This window comes from Brevibacillus sp. AG, from assembly GCF_028369215.1.
In the GTDB taxonomy this organism is placed as follows: Bacteria; Bacillota; Bacilli; order Brevibacillales; family Brevibacillaceae; genus Brevibacillus; species Brevibacillus porteri.
Window position 1 is genome coordinate 43750 of sequence record NZ_JAQMYO010000017.1, and the last position, 16468, is coordinate 60217.

Annotated in this window: 16 protein-coding genes; 11 read left to right on the forward strand and 5 right to left on the reverse strand. The window is 48.7% G+C overall.

Annotation, left to right across the window (positions count from 1 at the left end; genetic code table 11):
- The first annotated feature begins 5 nt into the window (after positions 1 to 5).
- From nikB to POF51_RS29255, 9 genes are all read left to right on the forward strand, one after another.
- A complete protein-coding gene (gene nikB, locus POF51_RS29215; protein ID WP_017250978.1) occupies positions 6 to 926 on the forward strand; it encodes a nickel ABC transporter permease in 921 nt (306 codons plus the stop codon).
- Between the two features lie 12 nt (positions 927 to 938).
- Positions 939 to 1961 (forward strand): ABC transporter ATP-binding protein, encoded by a 1023-nt coding sequence (locus POF51_RS29220; protein WP_069845678.1) that lies wholly within the window; start codon positions 939 to 941, stop codon positions 1959 to 1961.
- A 2-nt stretch (positions 1962 to 1963) separates the two neighbouring features.
- A complete protein-coding gene (locus POF51_RS29225; RefSeq protein ID WP_069845680.1) occupies positions 1964 to 2959 on the forward strand; it encodes an ABC transporter ATP-binding protein in 996 nt (331 codons plus the stop codon).
- 94 nt (positions 2960 to 3053) lie between these two features.
- Positions 3054 to 3842 carry a sensor histidine kinase gene (locus POF51_RS29230; RefSeq protein WP_017250975.1) on the forward strand — a complete coding sequence of 263 codons (789 nt, stop codon included), beginning with the start codon at positions 3054 to 3056 and terminating at the stop codon, positions 3840 to 3842.
- Between the two features lie 4 nt (positions 3843 to 3846).
- The gene (locus tag POF51_RS29235) at positions 3847 to 4551 is read left to right on the forward strand and encodes a response regulator transcription factor (protein WP_069845682.1); all 705 of its coding nucleotides are present in this window, start codon (positions 3847 to 3849) and stop codon (positions 4549 to 4551) included.
- Complete coding sequence (locus POF51_RS29240) at positions 4548 to 5876, forward strand: sodium:solute symporter family transporter (protein ID WP_069845684.1); 1329 nt, start codon at positions 4548 to 4550, stop codon at positions 5874 to 5876. Before POF51_RS29235 ends, POF51_RS29240 begins: the two co-directional genes overlap by 4 nt.
- Positions 5877 to 5898: 22 nt before the next feature.
- Positions 5899 to 6792, forward strand: a complete 894-nt coding sequence (locus POF51_RS29245) for a DMT family transporter (protein ID WP_069845686.1) — start codon at positions 5899 to 5901, stop codon at positions 6790 to 6792.
- A 134-nt stretch (positions 6793 to 6926) separates the two neighbouring features.
- A complete protein-coding gene (locus tag POF51_RS29250; protein ID WP_069845688.1) occupies positions 6927 to 7373 on the forward strand; it encodes a hypothetical protein in 447 nt (148 codons plus the stop codon).
- Positions 7374 to 7445: 72 nt separating this feature from the next.
- Positions 7446 to 8324: a phosphotransferase family protein gene (locus POF51_RS29255; protein WP_083261590.1), complete on the forward strand. Its 879-nt coding sequence runs from the start codon at positions 7446 to 7448 to the stop codon at positions 8322 to 8324.
- Here POF51_RS29255 and POF51_RS29260 read toward each other — a convergent pair.
- Genes POF51_RS29260 through POF51_RS29270 form a run of 3 tightly spaced genes read right to left on the reverse strand, consistent with a single transcriptional unit; the run spans position 8321 to position 11442 of the window.
- Positions 8321 to 9154, reverse strand: a complete 834-nt coding sequence (locus POF51_RS29260; protein ID WP_017250969.1) for a carbohydrate ABC transporter permease — start codon at positions 9152 to 9154, stop codon at positions 8321 to 8323. The two genes, POF51_RS29255 and POF51_RS29260, sit on opposite strands and share 4 nt — an antisense overlap.
- A complete protein-coding gene (locus POF51_RS29265) occupies positions 9154 to 10104 on the reverse strand; it encodes a carbohydrate ABC transporter permease (protein ID WP_271756571.1) in 951 nt (316 codons plus the stop codon). Before POF51_RS29265 ends, POF51_RS29260 begins: the two co-directional genes overlap by 1 nt.
- Before the next feature lie 18 nt (positions 10105 to 10122).
- Positions 10123 to 11442 (reverse strand): ABC transporter substrate-binding protein, encoded by a 1320-nt coding sequence (locus POF51_RS29270; protein WP_069845694.1) that lies wholly within the window; start codon positions 11440 to 11442, stop codon positions 10123 to 10125.
- A 209-nt stretch (positions 11443 to 11651) separates the two neighbouring features.
- On the opposite strand from POF51_RS29270, the gene POF51_RS29275 reads away from it, so the two are divergent.
- Both POF51_RS29275 and POF51_RS29280 read left to right on the forward strand, forming a co-directional pair.
- Positions 11652 to 12077 (forward strand): MarR family winged helix-turn-helix transcriptional regulator, encoded by a 426-nt coding sequence (locus POF51_RS29275; protein WP_069845697.1) that lies wholly within the window; start codon positions 11652 to 11654, stop codon positions 12075 to 12077.
- Positions 12078 to 12163: 86 nt separating this feature from the next.
- Positions 12164 to 12499 (forward strand): DoxX family protein, encoded by a 336-nt coding sequence (locus POF51_RS29280; protein WP_069845699.1) that lies wholly within the window; start codon positions 12164 to 12166, stop codon positions 12497 to 12499.
- Between the two features lie 111 nt (positions 12500 to 12610).
- On the opposite strand, the gene POF51_RS29285 is transcribed toward POF51_RS29280, so the two are convergent.
- Together POF51_RS29285 and POF51_RS29290 are read right to left on the reverse strand one after the other, a co-directional pair.
- Positions 12611 to 13927 carry a serine hydrolase domain-containing protein gene (locus POF51_RS29285; protein ID WP_069845701.1) on the reverse strand — a complete coding sequence of 439 codons (1317 nt, stop codon included), beginning with the start codon at positions 13925 to 13927 and terminating at the stop codon, positions 12611 to 12613.
- 88 nt (positions 13928 to 14015) lie between these two features.
- The gene (locus tag POF51_RS29290) at positions 14016 to 15953 is read right to left on the reverse strand and encodes a sigma-54-dependent Fis family transcriptional regulator (RefSeq protein ID WP_271756572.1); all 1938 of its coding nucleotides are present in this window, start codon (positions 15951 to 15953) and stop codon (positions 14016 to 14018) included.
- Between the last annotated feature and the right edge of the window lie 515 nt (positions 15954 to 16468).

The window sequence follows — 16468 nt, forward strand, 5'->3', positions numbered from 1 at the left end:
TCTTCATGTTTGTTTACATTATCCGTCGCCTGCTGCAGATGATTCCCGTCCTGCTCGGTGTCATTCTGGTCGTGTTTTTGATCATGCAAATGGTTCCTGGCGACCCGGCTGTATTGCTCGCCGGTGAAGGCGCTTCTGCAGAAACGATTGCAAAAATGCGTACACAACTCGGCTTGGATCAACCCATCATGGTTCAGTACGCGCAATATGTCTTTAACGTGTTCCAAGGTGATCTAGGTACGTCACTTCGCTCTAATCTTCCCGTGTGGGATGAGATTATGGCGCGATTGCCTGCTACCATCGAACTCGCACTCGCCAGTATTTTTGTAACCGTTGTACTCGGTATGATCGCAGGTATCGTCTCTGCTACCAAGCAATACTCTGCTGCTGATATTACGATCATGGTTATTGCCTTGCTCGGTGTATCCTTGCCAAGCTTTTGGCTCGGCTTGAGCTTAATCTACACGTTCTCCGTCAAGCTGCAGCTCTTCCCTGTTGCAGGCTGGGGCACCTGGAAGCACATGATTTTGCCAGCGATCACACTCGGTACCGCTGGGGCTGCCATCGTTGCTCGTATGACTCGCTCCAGTATGCTCGACGTCGTGCGTCAAGACTACATCCGCACAGCGAAAGCAAAAGGCCTGCGTGAAACAGTCATCATTTACAAGCATGCTTTGAAAAACGCGTTGATCCCGATTATTACGGTCGTTGGCTTGCAGTTCGGATTTCTTTTGGGTGGTACGGTTCTCGTAGAATCTGTATTTGCCATCAACGGCTTGGGTCGTCTGATTGTCGATGCGATCCGCATGCGTGATTTGCCTGTCGTACAAGGCGGCGTACTGATCGCTTCCATTATCTTCGTATTCGTGAACCTACTCGTCGATGTATTGTATCGCTACTTTAATAAACGAATTGATCTGAACTAAGGAGGGATCACCATGCCGGAACAACAAGATATCATCCTGGACGTTCGCAATCTGCAAACGCATTTTTTCACAGACGATGGCGTCAGTAAAGCAGTGGACGGCGTTGATTTCTCTCTAAATAGAGGAGAGACACTAGGTCTGGTAGGAGAATCGGGCTGTGGAAAAAGTATCACTTCCCTCTCGATCCTGCGTTTGATTGCCAGTCCTCCGGGAAAAATTGTAGGAGGAGAAATCCTTTTCAAAGGGCAAGACCTGACGAAAAAATCAGAAGCAGACATGCGCACGATCCGCGGCAACGAGATTTCGATGATTTTCCAAGAGCCAATGACCTCGCTTAATCCGGTTTATTCGGTTGGGGAACAAATCGCAGAGGTATTGCGCCTGCACCAAAACATGGGACGGAAGGAAGCATGGGACAAAGCAGTAGACATGCTGCGTCTGGTCGGTATTCCTTCCCCGGAAAAACGCGCGACTCAAGAGCCGCATGAATTGTCTGGGGGTATGCGCCAACGCGTCATGATCGCGATGGCTCTCGCCTGCCGCCCGGAAATTTTGATCGCGGATGAACCGACAACCGCTTTGGACGTTACGATTCAGGCTCAGATTCTCGAGCTGATGAAAAAGCTGCAAGTCGAAATGGGCATGAGCATTATCATGATTACCCACGATCTGGGCGTTGTTGCCGAAACATGCGATCGCGTTGCGGTCATGTACGCAGGAAAAGTCGTGGAGTACACGACTGCACAAAACTTGTTTGCGAATCCACGCCATCCCTATACAGTGGGGCTGATGAACTCCCTCCCCCGTCTGGATGAGGACGTGGAAGAGTTGCAAGCGATTAAAGGGAATGTACCAAGTCCGTTCAACATGCCAGTTGGATGCCGATTCGCTCCACGTTGCCCGCATGCAACAGAGCTGTGCAATACGAAGCTTCCTGAGCTCTTGGCGTATGCAGACGGAAGCAAAGTACGGTGCTGGATGTATACGTCTGAGTGGGACGGCGACACCAAGACTGCTACGGAAGTGGGGGTATGACCATGATGACGACACAAGCGAATCCAACGAAAAAACCACTGCTGGAAGTAAAAAATCTCAAGCAGCACTTCCCGATCAAAGGCGGCATTTTAGGCCGTACCGTCAACCACGTAAAAGCCGTGGATGACATTAGCTTCACGATCCATGAAGGTGAAACACTGAGTATTGTAGGCGAATCCGGTTGTGGAAAATCCACTACCGGTCGTGCCATCCTCCGTCTGGATGAACCGACGAGCGGAACGGTACTATTCGAAGGACAAGATCTGCTGGCGATGTCCAAGAAGCAAATGCGCGACATGCGCAAGCATTTGCAGGTCATTTTCCAGGACCCATTTGCTTCACTCAACCCGCGCCAATCGGTATCCGCTATTCTCGGGGAAGCGTTGGCGATCCAAAATATCGTACCTGCGCATCAACGCCGCGAGCGTATTATCGAGCTGCTCGGCTATGTAGGTTTGCGTCCGGATCAAATTGACCGCTTCCCGCATGAATTCAGCGGCGGACAACGCCAACGGATCGGGATTGCCCGTGCACTCGCGATGCAACCGAAGCTGATCATTTGTGACGAAGCCGTATCGGCACTCGACGTATCCATTCAGGCTCAAGTGCTGAATCTCCTGAAATCATTGCAAAGGCAGTTCAAGTTGACGTATTTGTTTATCTCTCATGACCTCGGCGTCGTTCGTCACATCTCGGATCGCGTCATGGTGATGTACCTCGGTAAAGTGGTAGAGATCGCGGATAAAAAGTCGCTGTTCGACAACCCGCAGCATCCTTACACGCAGGCACTCCTGTCTGCGATCCCGGTACCGGACGTAAGCAAAAAGCAAGAGCGGATCATTCTGCGCGGCGATGTACCTTCTCCGATCAATCCTCCGCAGGGCTGCCGCTTCCATACGCGTTGCCCGTATGCGATTGATCGCTGCAAAACAGAAGTGCCTGGCTTGACCAACCTGCACAACACACACCAAGTTGCGTGCCACATCGTCCAAGTCTAGTATAGAGAGATTAAAATTTTCTAAAAACGCAAGAGATCACGAAGCAGCATGATATGATGGTAACTGCAAAATCTATCCATACAGAAGGGATCTCATGATAAGCTTCGAAGGTTTCACATTGCTCATTCTGCTGTTTATTTTGGCTCCTATCATAGGAGCTATTGCTTTATTGTTTCTGTTCATTTTCGAGAAGCGGATTGATCTGTTAGAAAACAAAAATCTGAAGATCGAGCTGGAAAAAGAGTTGCAGCAAGCGCTTTACAATCAGTTGAATCAACAAATCCAGCCTCACTTCTTGTTTAATACGCTAAATGTCATTCTGAGTCTGGCGCGATTGAACCGAACGAAGGAACTGGTGAGAGCGCTCGAAGTCCTCTCCCAGTTTCTCAAATTTAAATATAAATCCACAGAGCCATTGATTTCATTGGCGCGGGAGATTACGTACACGGAGCAATATTTGGAGATTCAAAAGCTGCGTTTCGGCGATCGGCTCCGGATTCAACTAGATTGTGCAGATGATCTCTTGCAAGCATCCATTCCCCCTTTCGTCTTGCAGACGATTGTGGAAAACGCATTTAAGCATGGATTAGAAAGAAAAATGGGCGAAGCTATCTTAGACATCCGCATAAGCCGAAAAGATGACGATGTCCTGCTTACGGTCATCGACAACGGTTCTTCCGGACTCACAGCCTTCCAGAATGAAAGTGAGATCGAAACGGAACAGCCACATGAGAAGAGCGGTCACGGGTTGGACAACATCCGCAGGCGGCTCCACCTTTGTTTTGGTGATCATGCACATCTGGAGCTTGCTCCGATATCTGAGGGAGGAACTCTTGTGTCTGTCAGGTGGCCCTGTACTTATGAACAAATCGATCTGAGGTGAGAAGATGAACGTACTACTCGTGGATGACGAACCATTGGAGCTGGACCAGCTCGAGTATTTGATTCAGCCCATGTTCCCCTTGTGGAAATTCTACAAGGCCGCAGATGGCAGTCAAGCCATGGCGATCAGCCAGAAGGTTCCTCTTCATCTCGCCTTTCTGGACATTAATCTTCCGGGGAAATCCGGGCTGGTGCTTGGCGAAGAGCTGAGAGCCCAGCACAAAGACATCGAGCTCATCATTGTCACGGCTTATCAAGATTTTCATTATGCCAAGCAATCGATCCGCCTCGGTGTCGTGGATTACATCACGAAGCCCGTCATTGAGAGCGAGCTGGTCGACATTCTGCAAAAATATCAGAAGAGCCCTGCCCTCTCCGCTTACACCCGAATTATTTCCGATGCGATGAACATCATTCATCAAAAATTCGCGGAGAAGCTGAATCTGGCTGATCTTGCCGCAGAGGTCCATATCAATCCTACCTATTTGAGTCGCCGTTTTCATGAAGAAGTAGGTGTCTCATTTTCCGAGTATTTAATGCAGTACCGCATTCAAATGTCGAAGAAGTTCCTGATTGCTCATCCTGATTGGAGCATATCGACGGTTGCCGAGCGGACTGGCTTCAACAGCCAACACTATTTCAGCACCATTTTTCGCAAGGTAGTGGGGAAAACCCCGAAAGAATACCGGGACAAGGGGAATGCATCTTGACCTACTTATCGTTTCGCGAATACGTGGTAGGTGCAGCAAAGATCGGCATTGGGCTTGGGGTCGTCTCTATCCTCGCCCGCTGGGTGACTGGAAACACAATATTCGGTTCACCAGAAGCACTCGTCAAATACGGGATATTTGGCGGGATCGGCTTCGCTTTGATGGGAGCATTTGCCCTTAGTATGTTTGGACTGCTTGGGCGTAAGGTCCGCCGTGAGTTATCAGAAGGGATGACTATCGGGGATTACATGCGGGACAAGCTACATCCGTTTGGTTACTGGCTAATGATCATCATCCTTTTGATTACCACGATTGAAGCGATGTTCGTCCAGGGAATGGCTGGTGGCGTATTGCTGAACATCTTGTTTGGCTTACCGATCCCGCTCGGCTTGCTCTGCTTTTTTGGATTTTGTGTGCTGTTTGCAGGCATCGGAGGTATTCGCTCGATCCATCGTTTTGCCATCGTGCAAATTGTCATTACGTTTGCGGCCATCATCCTGATTCCCGTCTACTTTTTCGTCGGTAAAGGTGTCGAGCATGTCTATAACGGACTGCGTCTTTACCATCCTTACCTTCTGGTGCTCAACAACAACGAGGGTCTTTTTTTTATCATTACCGGGCTGTTGATTGGGTTTGGTCAAGTGTTTGTCGATCAGGCATCGTGGCAGCGGCTCTATATGATGGAAGAAAAAAAGATCGTCCCTACCTTTCTGGTGTCCGGACTCATTTTTGCCACCGTACCACTGGCGTTTTCCTCGCTGATCATCATCGTTCTTTTTACGGGCGGCTTTGATGATATTTACTCGCTGTTGTTTGATCTCGTACGCAAGATTGACACGATGATATTGCTTGTATTATTTGTCCTCTGTGCCTTCGGTGCGATCATGTCCGCTTTTGGTGCAGGTCTTCATTCCATGATCAGTCTGATGGTCAACAACGTCTATCAGCTGTTCCGCCCAGACGCTTCTGAACGGCAAAAAATCCGTTTGGGCTACATCCTTGCCATTGCTATCGGTGCGCTTTCGTATGGTTTGACGATCTACTTCCAGCCGACCTTGCTGGATTTGCTGTTCTTCTTTGGCATTATGTATGCCTCGCTGTTTTTGCCTGTCATCGTCATCGTGTTGACGAAGGGGAAGGCACCTACTTTCATTTTGATCAGCGCAGTAATGGGATTCGTCGCAGGCTATAGCAGCCGGATGTACGTCGATCCGATGATGGCAATCTGGATTGCCTCCTTATGTACAGCTCTGGTCTTAACGGCCTACTTGTGCATGACCTGGCTATGGAAACGGTACATCCGAACGCCGGATCACACTCGCTGACCCACAGGAAGGAACGAATCCTATGCTACGCTCCTACTTGCTGCTCATTTTTTGCGTAACCGCTTGGGGCAGCAATTTCGTCTTCGGGAAAATGCTCGTTGCAGAGTTTTCTCCGCTCTTTTTGTCGGCTATGCGTCTCTTGTTTATCGTGCTGTTTCTGCTCATTTGGTCCAGAGGGCGTCTGAAAATGCCAAAGCTCACTCGTACGGACTGGTTCTTGCTCGCGGTACTGGGAGTTGTCGGCGTATTCATCAACCAGTGGTCCTTTTACAAAGGGCTCGTAACAGCTGAACCAACCACCTCTGCTCTGATCCTGGCGCTGACGCCGATTACAACCGCTCTCTTGGCTGCCTTGTTCTTGAAAGAATCACTGACTGGCCGCATGGCAATCGGTTCGGTGATCGGTACATCAGGCGTTTTATTCGTCATTTATACAGGGGCAGAGCTGCATTTTGATGTAGGTATCCTTTGGATTGTATTGACGATGCTGACATTCGCGACCTCGATCATACTTGTCAGGTTGTTGGGACATCGACTCCCTCCACTCGTGACGACGCTCGTATCCAATCTGATCGGCTTCGGATCGATGCTGCCTTTTGTCCTGATCAGCATCCCTACGGCCACGGTAACCACCAGCCTCTCATCCTGGATTCTCTTGTTTGTCACCGCTGTCATCATGCACGGCATTGTGACCCTAATCTGGAACAGTCAACTACAGAAGGTAGGCGCTGCCAAAGCCGCGATGTTTGCCAATCTGGAACCGTTTATTGCCATGCTGTTTGGCTTACTATTGCTGGCAAAGCCTGTAACGGCTGTACAGTTTTTCGGAGCGGTTCTCATCATTGCAGGCGTGACCTTGACCACAACCTCAAAGGAGCCGCGTGAAAAGAAGAAGCTTTCCTCGCTTTCATCCTAATCAAAGCAGTTCGCCGTACTTTTCATACTAAAATAGTCGGAATTGTAGTTGAGAAGTACAATTTCGTTGGTTTATACTAGGAGAAAGCGGGCGAGTCTGTACCGTTACATCGTGATAAGAGGAGGGGACAGTCCATGTCTACCGTAAAACTATCCCAGTGGGAAACGATGCTCTTAGAGGCAGCCCGTGCCCATGGATTCGTCGATGAGGAAATCATCCACAAGCTGAGAACAGGTGACCCTGCGCCTTTTTCGGACGTGGAGGGCGGCAAGTACGATTACACCCATCTCTTTGAACTGTCCAAAAATGATCCCACTACGCTGGAAGCTGCGATTCGCGAAGGCTACCAGATCAAGTTCACCACTTTTAACGGGATCAAGTTTTTGCTGAACAAACGCTACAACATCCAAGCAGAGCACGATTATCACGTTGAGGAAACAGCGCTGCACCACGTACGCTTACCAGACGATGCATTGACGTGGATGCGCAGGACAATCTCCCATAACTGGCGAATTGTTGAACTAGAAAAGCTCGCAGACACCAAAGAAACGCTCGTCAGATTTGAACTGGCAGCATCGTAAATACGAAAGAGCACTTTCCTTTGGGGAGAGTGCTCTTTTTTCGAAATGCGGAGTATTGGAAGGAGAATCATGATGACAACGCAAGCGTATATCCAACACATTCAAGCAACGTATCCGGAATTGGCCATCACTTCCGCCTACTTTAACGAGATGGGCCAAAACAATGATGTGCTCATCGTCAATGACGCGTACGTGTTTCGCTTCCCGAAATATACCCCCGGAATCGAGCAACTGAAGGTCGAAACGAACATTTTATGCATGGTAAAACCATACCTCTCCCTGCCGATTCCGACTCCGATCTATTTGTCCTTTGCCGAGGAAATACCTGGGCGGGTGTTTGCCGGATATCCGCTACTCGAAGGTGAGCCTTTTACCCGAGAAGCTTTTCAAGTAGCCTCTCGTCAAAATTCGGTACCTACTGTCGCTGCCCAACTGGCACAATTTCTTCATGAACTGCACCAGCTTCCCGTCTCCTCCTTGCTCCCGGAGCTCATCCCTGGCGATTTTGACATGGCCAAGCAGTTGACTGAGCTGTATGAACAGATTGTTTCGCACTTGTTCCCAGCTATGCGTGAGCAAGCAAAAAAGGATGTAGCAGAGCGGTTCGAATCGTACCTGGCAAACCCTGCCCACTTTGATTTTCAGCCTTGCTTGACTCACGGAGATTTTGGCACAGGTAATATCTTGTACTCCCCGATAAAACAGCGCATCACAGGCATCATTGACTTTGGTGGCTCGGGTGTGGGCGATCCGGCATACGACCTCGCAGGACTCTGCGCGAGCTACGGGGAACCGTTTTTGCAGCACTTCACTCCGGTGTACCCCCAGCTTGAGCAGGTGATGACAAGGATGCGATTTTACCGTAGTACATTCGCCTTGGAGGAAGCGCTATTCGGTCTGGAAAACAACGATGAGACAGCGTATCAGGCCGGCATGCGGGACTACCTCTAGCCTTTTACAGCACCCTGTGTGAGCCCTTCCACCAAGTACTTTTGACAAAAGGCAAACAACAGCATCGTCGGGATGACTGACAGCACCGTAGCTGCCGACATCGCTCCCCATTCGATATCGTACTTTTTGATGAAGGCATTCATCGCGACGGGAATCGTTTTGACTGACTCTTCATCAATGAACAGAACTGCCATAATCAGCTCGTTCCAGCATTGGACGAACGCGAAAATAAACGTGGCTGCAATTCCGGGGAGCATGATCGGCACGATGACGCGAAACAGGGCGCTCAACCGGGAACAGCCGTCCATCATTGCTGCTTCCTCCAAAGCGTTGGGTATCCGTTGGAAAAAGCCAGACATGATGATCGTACAAAATGGAATCAGCATGACCGTGTAGATGAGCATCAACGAAAACAGGCTGTTTAAGATGTGCATCTTGGACATCATCATATACAACGGCGCCATGCCAATGAACATCGGGATCATTTGGGTGACGAGAAATCCGAACATCACCTGCCGCTTTCCTTTAAACGAAAAGCGGGCCAATACGTAACCACCGAGCATCGCGATGAATACGACCATAGCCGAAGCGACCAAGGAAACGAGAAAGCTGTTCCAGATATACACCTGAAAGTGGGAAATCTGAAAGATCTCCAAGTAGTTGATCAACGTCACCTGTTCCGGCCAATATTGAATCGGGAGCGAAAAGATTTCCTTTTGACCTTTGAGCGACGTAATGATAATCCAATACAGCGGGAAAATCGCAAAAGCAAGAAACAGGGTCAATACAATCGCTCTGCCAGTCCTCCACCCTAGATGTTCACGGTGCATCAGAAGTCCCCTCCCTTCTCTACTTTGGTCGCTTTCACGTAAAAGATCGTGAACAACATCAAAATCAGCACGATGATGACACCTACTGCCGAGGCTTGCCCGTAGTCTTGTCCAAAGATGACTTTATCGATCATGTAGGTAGCAAAAATATGCGTGGAGCCTGCAGGAGCTCCATTTGTCATCGCATAAATAATATCTGGGAAGTTGAGAATCCATATGACCCGCAACAGGATTGTCACCAGCATCGTAGGCATGATATACGGCAGTGTCACACTCCACAACTGCTGAATCCGCCCCGCTCCATCCATTGCCGCCGCTTCGTACAGCTCCTCTGGGATCGATTGCAGGGCAGCTAGAATCATGATGGCAAAAAACGCGACGCCATACCAAATATTCGCGATAATGACGGCAGCCATCACCCAAGTGCCATCCGCCAAAAAGGAAATCGGCGCATCGATCAGACCCGTTTTCAAGAGCAAATCATTAATGACGCCAAACTGGGCATTGAACATCCACCGCCAAATCAGCCCAATCAGAAAGCCGGACATCGCCCACGGGAAAAAAACAAATGCCTGGTAAATCCCTCTTCCACGAAATTTTTTACGCATCAAGAGGGCCAGCATAAAGCCAAACAGCAATTGAAAGACGAGGGAGAAAAACACCCAGTAAAAGCTGTTCATGGCAACTCGCGGGAAGTCTGGACTTGTCAGTACGTTCACAAAGTTGTCCAGCCCGATGAACTGAATATTCATCAAGTCAAAGAGCGTGTAGTTCTGAAAAGACATGATGATTCCACGCACGAGTGGATAATACGTAAAGACCGAAACAAACAAAATGGCGGGCAAGAGGCACAAAAATATGAAGCGACCTTCTTTGGAAATCCGGAACGATTTCTTCCCTTCCGGCACAACCTGCTTCGTCGTCATGACGATGGGTTTTTGTGTGTCCAAGCTACCATCCCCCCACGTCTACTTTCGTTCGGCTTTTTCTTTCGTCCAGTATTGATCCCATTTTTTCAGCAGGTACTCTGCGGTGAGCTGATCGAGCAAAAAACTCTGAATATCTTTATCCGCCGTGCTTTGCCAAGCTCCCCAACCTTTGTAGTCCACAGGACGTGAAACATCGAGGAACTTCGTCGGCTGCTGGCTCATCTCAATAAACGGCTGGAAGTAACCAGTCTTGTAAAATTCATCTTCTGCCGCGCTTTTCACGACAGGAATCGTGGAAGTCTTTTTCGCAAAATGAGTGCTCTGTTCTGGATCAGAGAGGAATTCAATTAGCTTCCACGCCTCTTCCTTGTGCTTCGAGTATGACGTCATTCCCCAACCCGGCCCACCGACTACTTGTTGAGCGACGCCCGAAGGACCAATCGGAATCGGAGCGGTCGCCCACGTCCCTTCCTGCATCTTCTCCTTGGCTCCATCGATGACGTCAGGGTCTTGAATCAGCATGGCAGTCGAGCCAGCTACAAAGCCCTGTACCATCTCCTGAAAGCCCCAGCTTACCGAATCTTTTGGAGAACCTTCCTTGTAAAGCTGTTTGTAATACTGCATCGCTTCTAGTGATTGCGGCGTGGAGAAGATCGTGCGTCCATCCTTCATGAAAAAGGCAGAGTCAGGGTCGACCTCTGTCCCGTTGTAGGCCCACATGGTGATCAGCGCGTAATCCCACCCGGTCGCACCTCCCCGGAAGCTGTACCCGTAGCGGTTTTTGGCTGGGTCCGTCAGCTTTTTGGCTGCGACCAAGAGCTCATCCCACGTCTTCGGCACCTCGATCCCTGCTTCCTTAAACCAATCCGTCCGATAATATAAGACGCGCTGGTACAGTCCATTCGGAATGTAATAAGGAGTTTTGTCCACCCAAGTGGCTCGACGTTTGGCAACGTCGGTCAGCTGATCGTAATTTTTCCATTTGTCTGTGTAGGGCTTCAAATTTTCAATAAAGCCGTTCATCGAAAACTGCTTGGCATTGAATTCACGAACCTCCAGTACGTCCAGCTCTTCTTTTGCCATCAGCATCTGTGTGATCTTCTGATCCGCTCCTTCAAAGGGAGGTGAAATCAGATCGACTTTGATCCCCGGATTCTTTGCTTCAAACTGGGCTAGCATTTCTTTTAACAGCGCAGTTCGTTGTGGGCTAGTAATGCTCTCGACCATTTTTAGCGTGACGCCATTCGCACCTGACGGCGATGCTGAGTCAGGAGTGGCCGCCGGCTGACTACAGCCTACAAGCAATGCTGTCGCCATCGTTAATTGGAGCGCCACAGAAATCCAGGAACGAAATCCCATACACGAACCCCCTCATGATCTTTTTGCGAGATAGTTCGTATTATATTAAATATTCTGAATTATAAGTTTTAATATCTTTACCAGTTTTTTCGTTTTCTTTACTCTTTTTTCACTGAGGCTTTCCCGACACTATTTTATTTGACTAACTGGAATAAATAAGCTAGCATTTTATATGCTATAGCATGTAAACAAAGGAGCTTGGATTTTCTATGGAATTATTCAATCTGACCGGATTTCTTCTTCACCGCACAGATATGAAAATGACGAACTATTTTAAGAAGAGGTTAAAACAATTTGAGATCACGCCAGAGCAATGGGGAATTCTTAGTGTAATGGATGGAGAAAGAGCGATAACACAAAAGGAACTTTCGGATGCTATTGACCGAGATCAAACCACCGTCGTCAGAATGATTTACTCGCTTGAAAAAAAGGGAATCGTCATTCGCACTTTAAATGACGAGGATAGACGCTCTCATAACTTGTTGCTGAGTGGCAAAGGGATGGAGTTAAAATCAATGCTTATACCCGTCGTTACCGAAGCGCATAATCATGTCACGCAAAAACTTACCGATGTAGAGATTGCGGAATTGCATGCTTTGCTCGACAAACTATATCAAGTAGTAAAGGATGAATAAATGGAGAGGCAGATACTTTCTCCGCCAAATACATGCTATAGCATATATTGAATTTGATACTGAATAACGAAAGTGAGGAAGCCGTCATGACCATAATCATTTTGCAAGTCATCGTTGCGATCTTCTTTATGTTTACAGGTACAAAAATTATTTCCGGTAAAATGGCGAATGAATTTGATCGATTTGGACTCCCTCCCCTCTTTAACTTCTTAACTGGCTTTATTGAAATCATCAGTTCCATAGGCTTGATTATTGGCATATGGTTTTCGACCGTTGCATTACTATCTGGATTGCTTTTAGGCGTGACCATGTTGGTAGCTGCCTTCATCCTACTTGTGATTGCTAGAGATCCTTTTCCGAAAGCAATACCGGCGCTCGTTCTTTGCTTTCTCTCCTTTTTAATCTCGACGTATCATTTTTAACCTAGGGAGGGGAATACCAACCAAACTGAGGATACAGTCATACCAGTGGCGAGTCCAAGATTTTATTATCATGTCTTAGGTCGCCGCTGGTATGTCAACAAAATACATAACCTACTCGCTCCTACAAAGCATCCTCAGCCCCATGAGGACCGCCCATGCTTGCTGCTGTTTTTTGAAAAAGAAGCGTAGCGGTTGACCGTTTTGTACATCGATCAGCGTATCGTGGCTGCTGGCCCGTAACTCGTACTCAATATCAGCTACCTCTGCAACAGGAGCATCATCTCGAAGGAAGAGTCGCAATCTTCCGCCTTCCCCTGACGTGTACGTCCCGACGAGCTTCTCTAGCTCTTCTCTCGTTGGCGTATAGAGCGGAGGTTCCTCTTCTTTGTGTGCAAGCGGTAAACCAAGGGCAGCATTCACAACAGCCAGCCAGACGTTGCGGATCGGCACGTTTTCCAGATTAGAAAGAACGCTGACGACTAGCCCTTTTTCCGGTACAAACCCGAAGTTCGACGATACCCCGGGCTGGCCGCCCCCATGCTCAACTAGCGTTATTCCTGCATAATGGGGAGTTGTTTTGAGCGCATAGCCATACCACGCGTCCTTTGTCACTCGATGAACAGGCTGCCACATGGCGCTAAGCGAGGCTCCATCTGCTACCTGCTTCTCTTTATAGCGCCCGGCATTAATATAGAGCTGTCCGTATTTCAGCAAATCAACGACGCAGGATCGGATGCCTCCCCCCACTTCATAGTTGCCGAGCGAGGGCCACGTTACCTTTTTCAATTGCTGATCCTCCCCTTTGACATAAGGGACGGAGACATCGGCAAAGCGAGCGACTTCTTCCAGGTTAAAGGTCGAGCGACTCATTTCGAGTGGCGCTAGCAGGTGTTCTGTTACATAGGTACGATAGCGCTGCCCAGTGACACGCTCGATAATCGCTCCCAGGAGGAGAAACATGTCATTACTGTAACTGATATACTCACCCGGCACACCAAGGGGGGCAAACTGGACTTCGTTCAAATAGGCAATATGCTCGGGGAGTCTCGTCAGCTCTTCACGGCGCAATAGCGGCGGAACACCTGAAGTGTGAGAGAGCAAATGGTGAATCGTGATGTTGTCAGTATGTATGTCCCCCTTTACTTGTAAATCAGGCAAATAGTTGCGAATCGAGTCGTCAACAGTCAGCTTGCCTTCTGCCACGAGCTGCATGATGGTTGCAGCCGTAAACGATTTGGTAACCGAAGCAATGCCGAAAATGGTATCAGGTGTTACTGGCTGATTCGTCTCCAGATCGGTGACACCAAAGCCTTTTTGATAGATGGTCTCCCCATCCCGGGAGATGCCAATGGAGAGCCCCGGCACCTTTTCCTTTTCCATGAACTGCTTCACAAATGCTTCCAGAGCTGAAACGCATGCGTGGTCCATTCCATTCCCCTGCCTTTGGCTCTGAGATTCTAGTTAGCAAAAAGAGTGTTCCAAAAGCCATTCAACATGCCCTAGGAACACTCCTTTTCTACGTAATCTCATATTTTTTCATTTTATTGTACAGCGTGCCCCGGGAAATCCCCAACAGCTTGGCTGCCTTTGTGTAGTTGTAGCGGCTGTCGTTCAATGCTTCCACGATTTGCGCACGTTCATCATCTATCGGCGTGGGCTGCAAAAGCCGTTTGCTGTCTTCGGTTGTCCCTGTTGACTCCTGGATCATATCTGGTATATGCCATGGGAAGATTCGGTCATCCTCCGCAAAGACGACAGCATGCTCGATCGCATTTTTCAGCTCTCGGACATTCCCCGGCCAATCGTACAGTCGCAATGCGTCCATCGTGTCCGGCATCAAGCGGTATGCAAAAGATCCGTGCCTGTGTGTGCCCAAAAAGTGTTCGGCCATTGGGACGATATCTTCTTTTCGCTCGCGCAGTGGAGGGACTTTTAGTTCTATTGAATTCAACCGGTAGTAAAGATCCAAACGGAATTGTCCGACGTCAGCCATTTTTTTCAGATTCTTATTGCTGGCAGCGACGATCCGAATATCTAAAGGGCGAGCCTTGTATTCTCCGATGCGGGTCACTTGCTTCTCCTGCAATACGCGCAGCAGCATCGCCTGAATGGGCAATGGGAGCTCCGCGATTTCATCCAGAAACAAGGTGCCTCCGTCTGCAACTTCAAACAGCCCCACTTTTCCTTCCTTCAAGCCGCCCGTAAACGTCCCCGGTGCATAGCCAAACAACTCGCTCGCAACCAGATCATGGGCAAAGGCTGCACAGTTTACCGCGACAAAAGGCTTATGTCTTCGCAAGCTATGGTCGTGAATGTACTGGGATAGCACTTCTTTCCCCGTTCCGCTTTCCCCGATTAAAAGCACAGACATATCACGCCCAGCGACCTTGTCCAATTTTTGCAGCAAGCCAAGCCACTGTGGTGACTCTCCCACCATTTCTTTCGCAGTTTTCTTGCGCGGCAGTCCACGGTTTTGGGATGGAATGTCGGCAATTCCAACGATTTTCGCAGAACGTGAGGGTTGACGGCGCATTTGAACAAGCGCACCGATCAGCCGATTTTGGTAAGATACGAGCTGAAGTCTGCCTGTAGCAGGATCGGGTGAAAAAGGCAAAGGCCGCTCAGTCGAAACGATGGTGGATAAGATGGAAAGATCGGATTGCTCCTGACAGGATTGGAAGTAGTGGAGCCACTCGAATCGGTTGCACCATTCTTGTTGCTCTGTCGTAGCCGGGTCATTGCTCCGCACGATCTGACCATCCAAGTCAATAGCCACTAGTAAATCATTGGAAATGGCTAGCTCTTTTTCGAGAAATGTATTTTCCAGATAAAGCCGATGAATTTGAAGCTGATTGAAAATCTCCATCTCCATACTTTTCGCAACCGTTTGCGTTAAGACCAAGGCATGGGCAGGAAAATCCTCTGCAAAGCTCGTCAAATCCAATACGCCAATGACCTGTTTGGTAATCGGATGAAAAATCGGCACACCCGCACAAGAAATGTTTTGCCAGCTCTCACAAAAGTGTTGGGCATCGTGGATGACGACTGGCTGTCCAGCCACGAGGGTGGTGCCAAACGCAGTCGTTCCGCACAGTTCCTCGCTCCACACTCCGCCTGGAACTGCATTGAAGCTGGTCAACAGCTCCATCAATTGGTGGTCGGCATTGACATGGAGTAATCGCGCTTTATGATCTGCTAGTATGATGGAATATTTTGTATGAATGAAAGATTGGATTTTTGGAATAATCGATTGATACGCATGATATAACAAGCTGGATTCCTGTAGCATGTGGACATCCATTTGGTTGAGTACTTCAGGCGTTTTTCGCAAATTCGGATCGATTTTATGGGACAGGCTCCTGCTCCATGACTCTGAAATACTGACGGGAACATCAGCTTTTACCTGTCCAGCAGAGAGAAACGTATCTCTGGCGTTCATCCGATTTTTGTACATAGCCTACCCTCCCATCTAGTTATCTCTCCTTATTTTAGTATACCTCTATACCGTATGGCATTCTACAGCTGTTACCAATCGGTGACTTCCCACGTTACTTTTGGGGTGAAGAGAAAAAAGAAGAAAACACTCAAGTTCTTGGGCTACCTGCCGTGAGGCAGTTCTGCCCAGCTCCATGGAAAAAAAGAAACCCGCGTCCAAAGTCGCGCATCTAAGAAGCGTCTCAGAGGTGGCCCAAAGACTTTCGCTTATTTCTTCTTTTTTCTCTTACCAGCCTGAGTGGTTGTACTCGCTTAAAAGATTATTGCATTCCCTCATGAATGAACTACCGAGGAATTTGACAGAAGCTGCGTAGAAGAAGCGCATTTCCAGTCCAAGCGCCTCTGGAGCCCAACCCAGCGTAGGAATAAATGGCGGGGAATTTAAGCTTCACTTATGGAACTCTTCCTCGAAGCTTCTACGTTTGAAGCGCTCCCGCCATTTATTCCGGAGCGGACAGTCAATCCCCCATACGG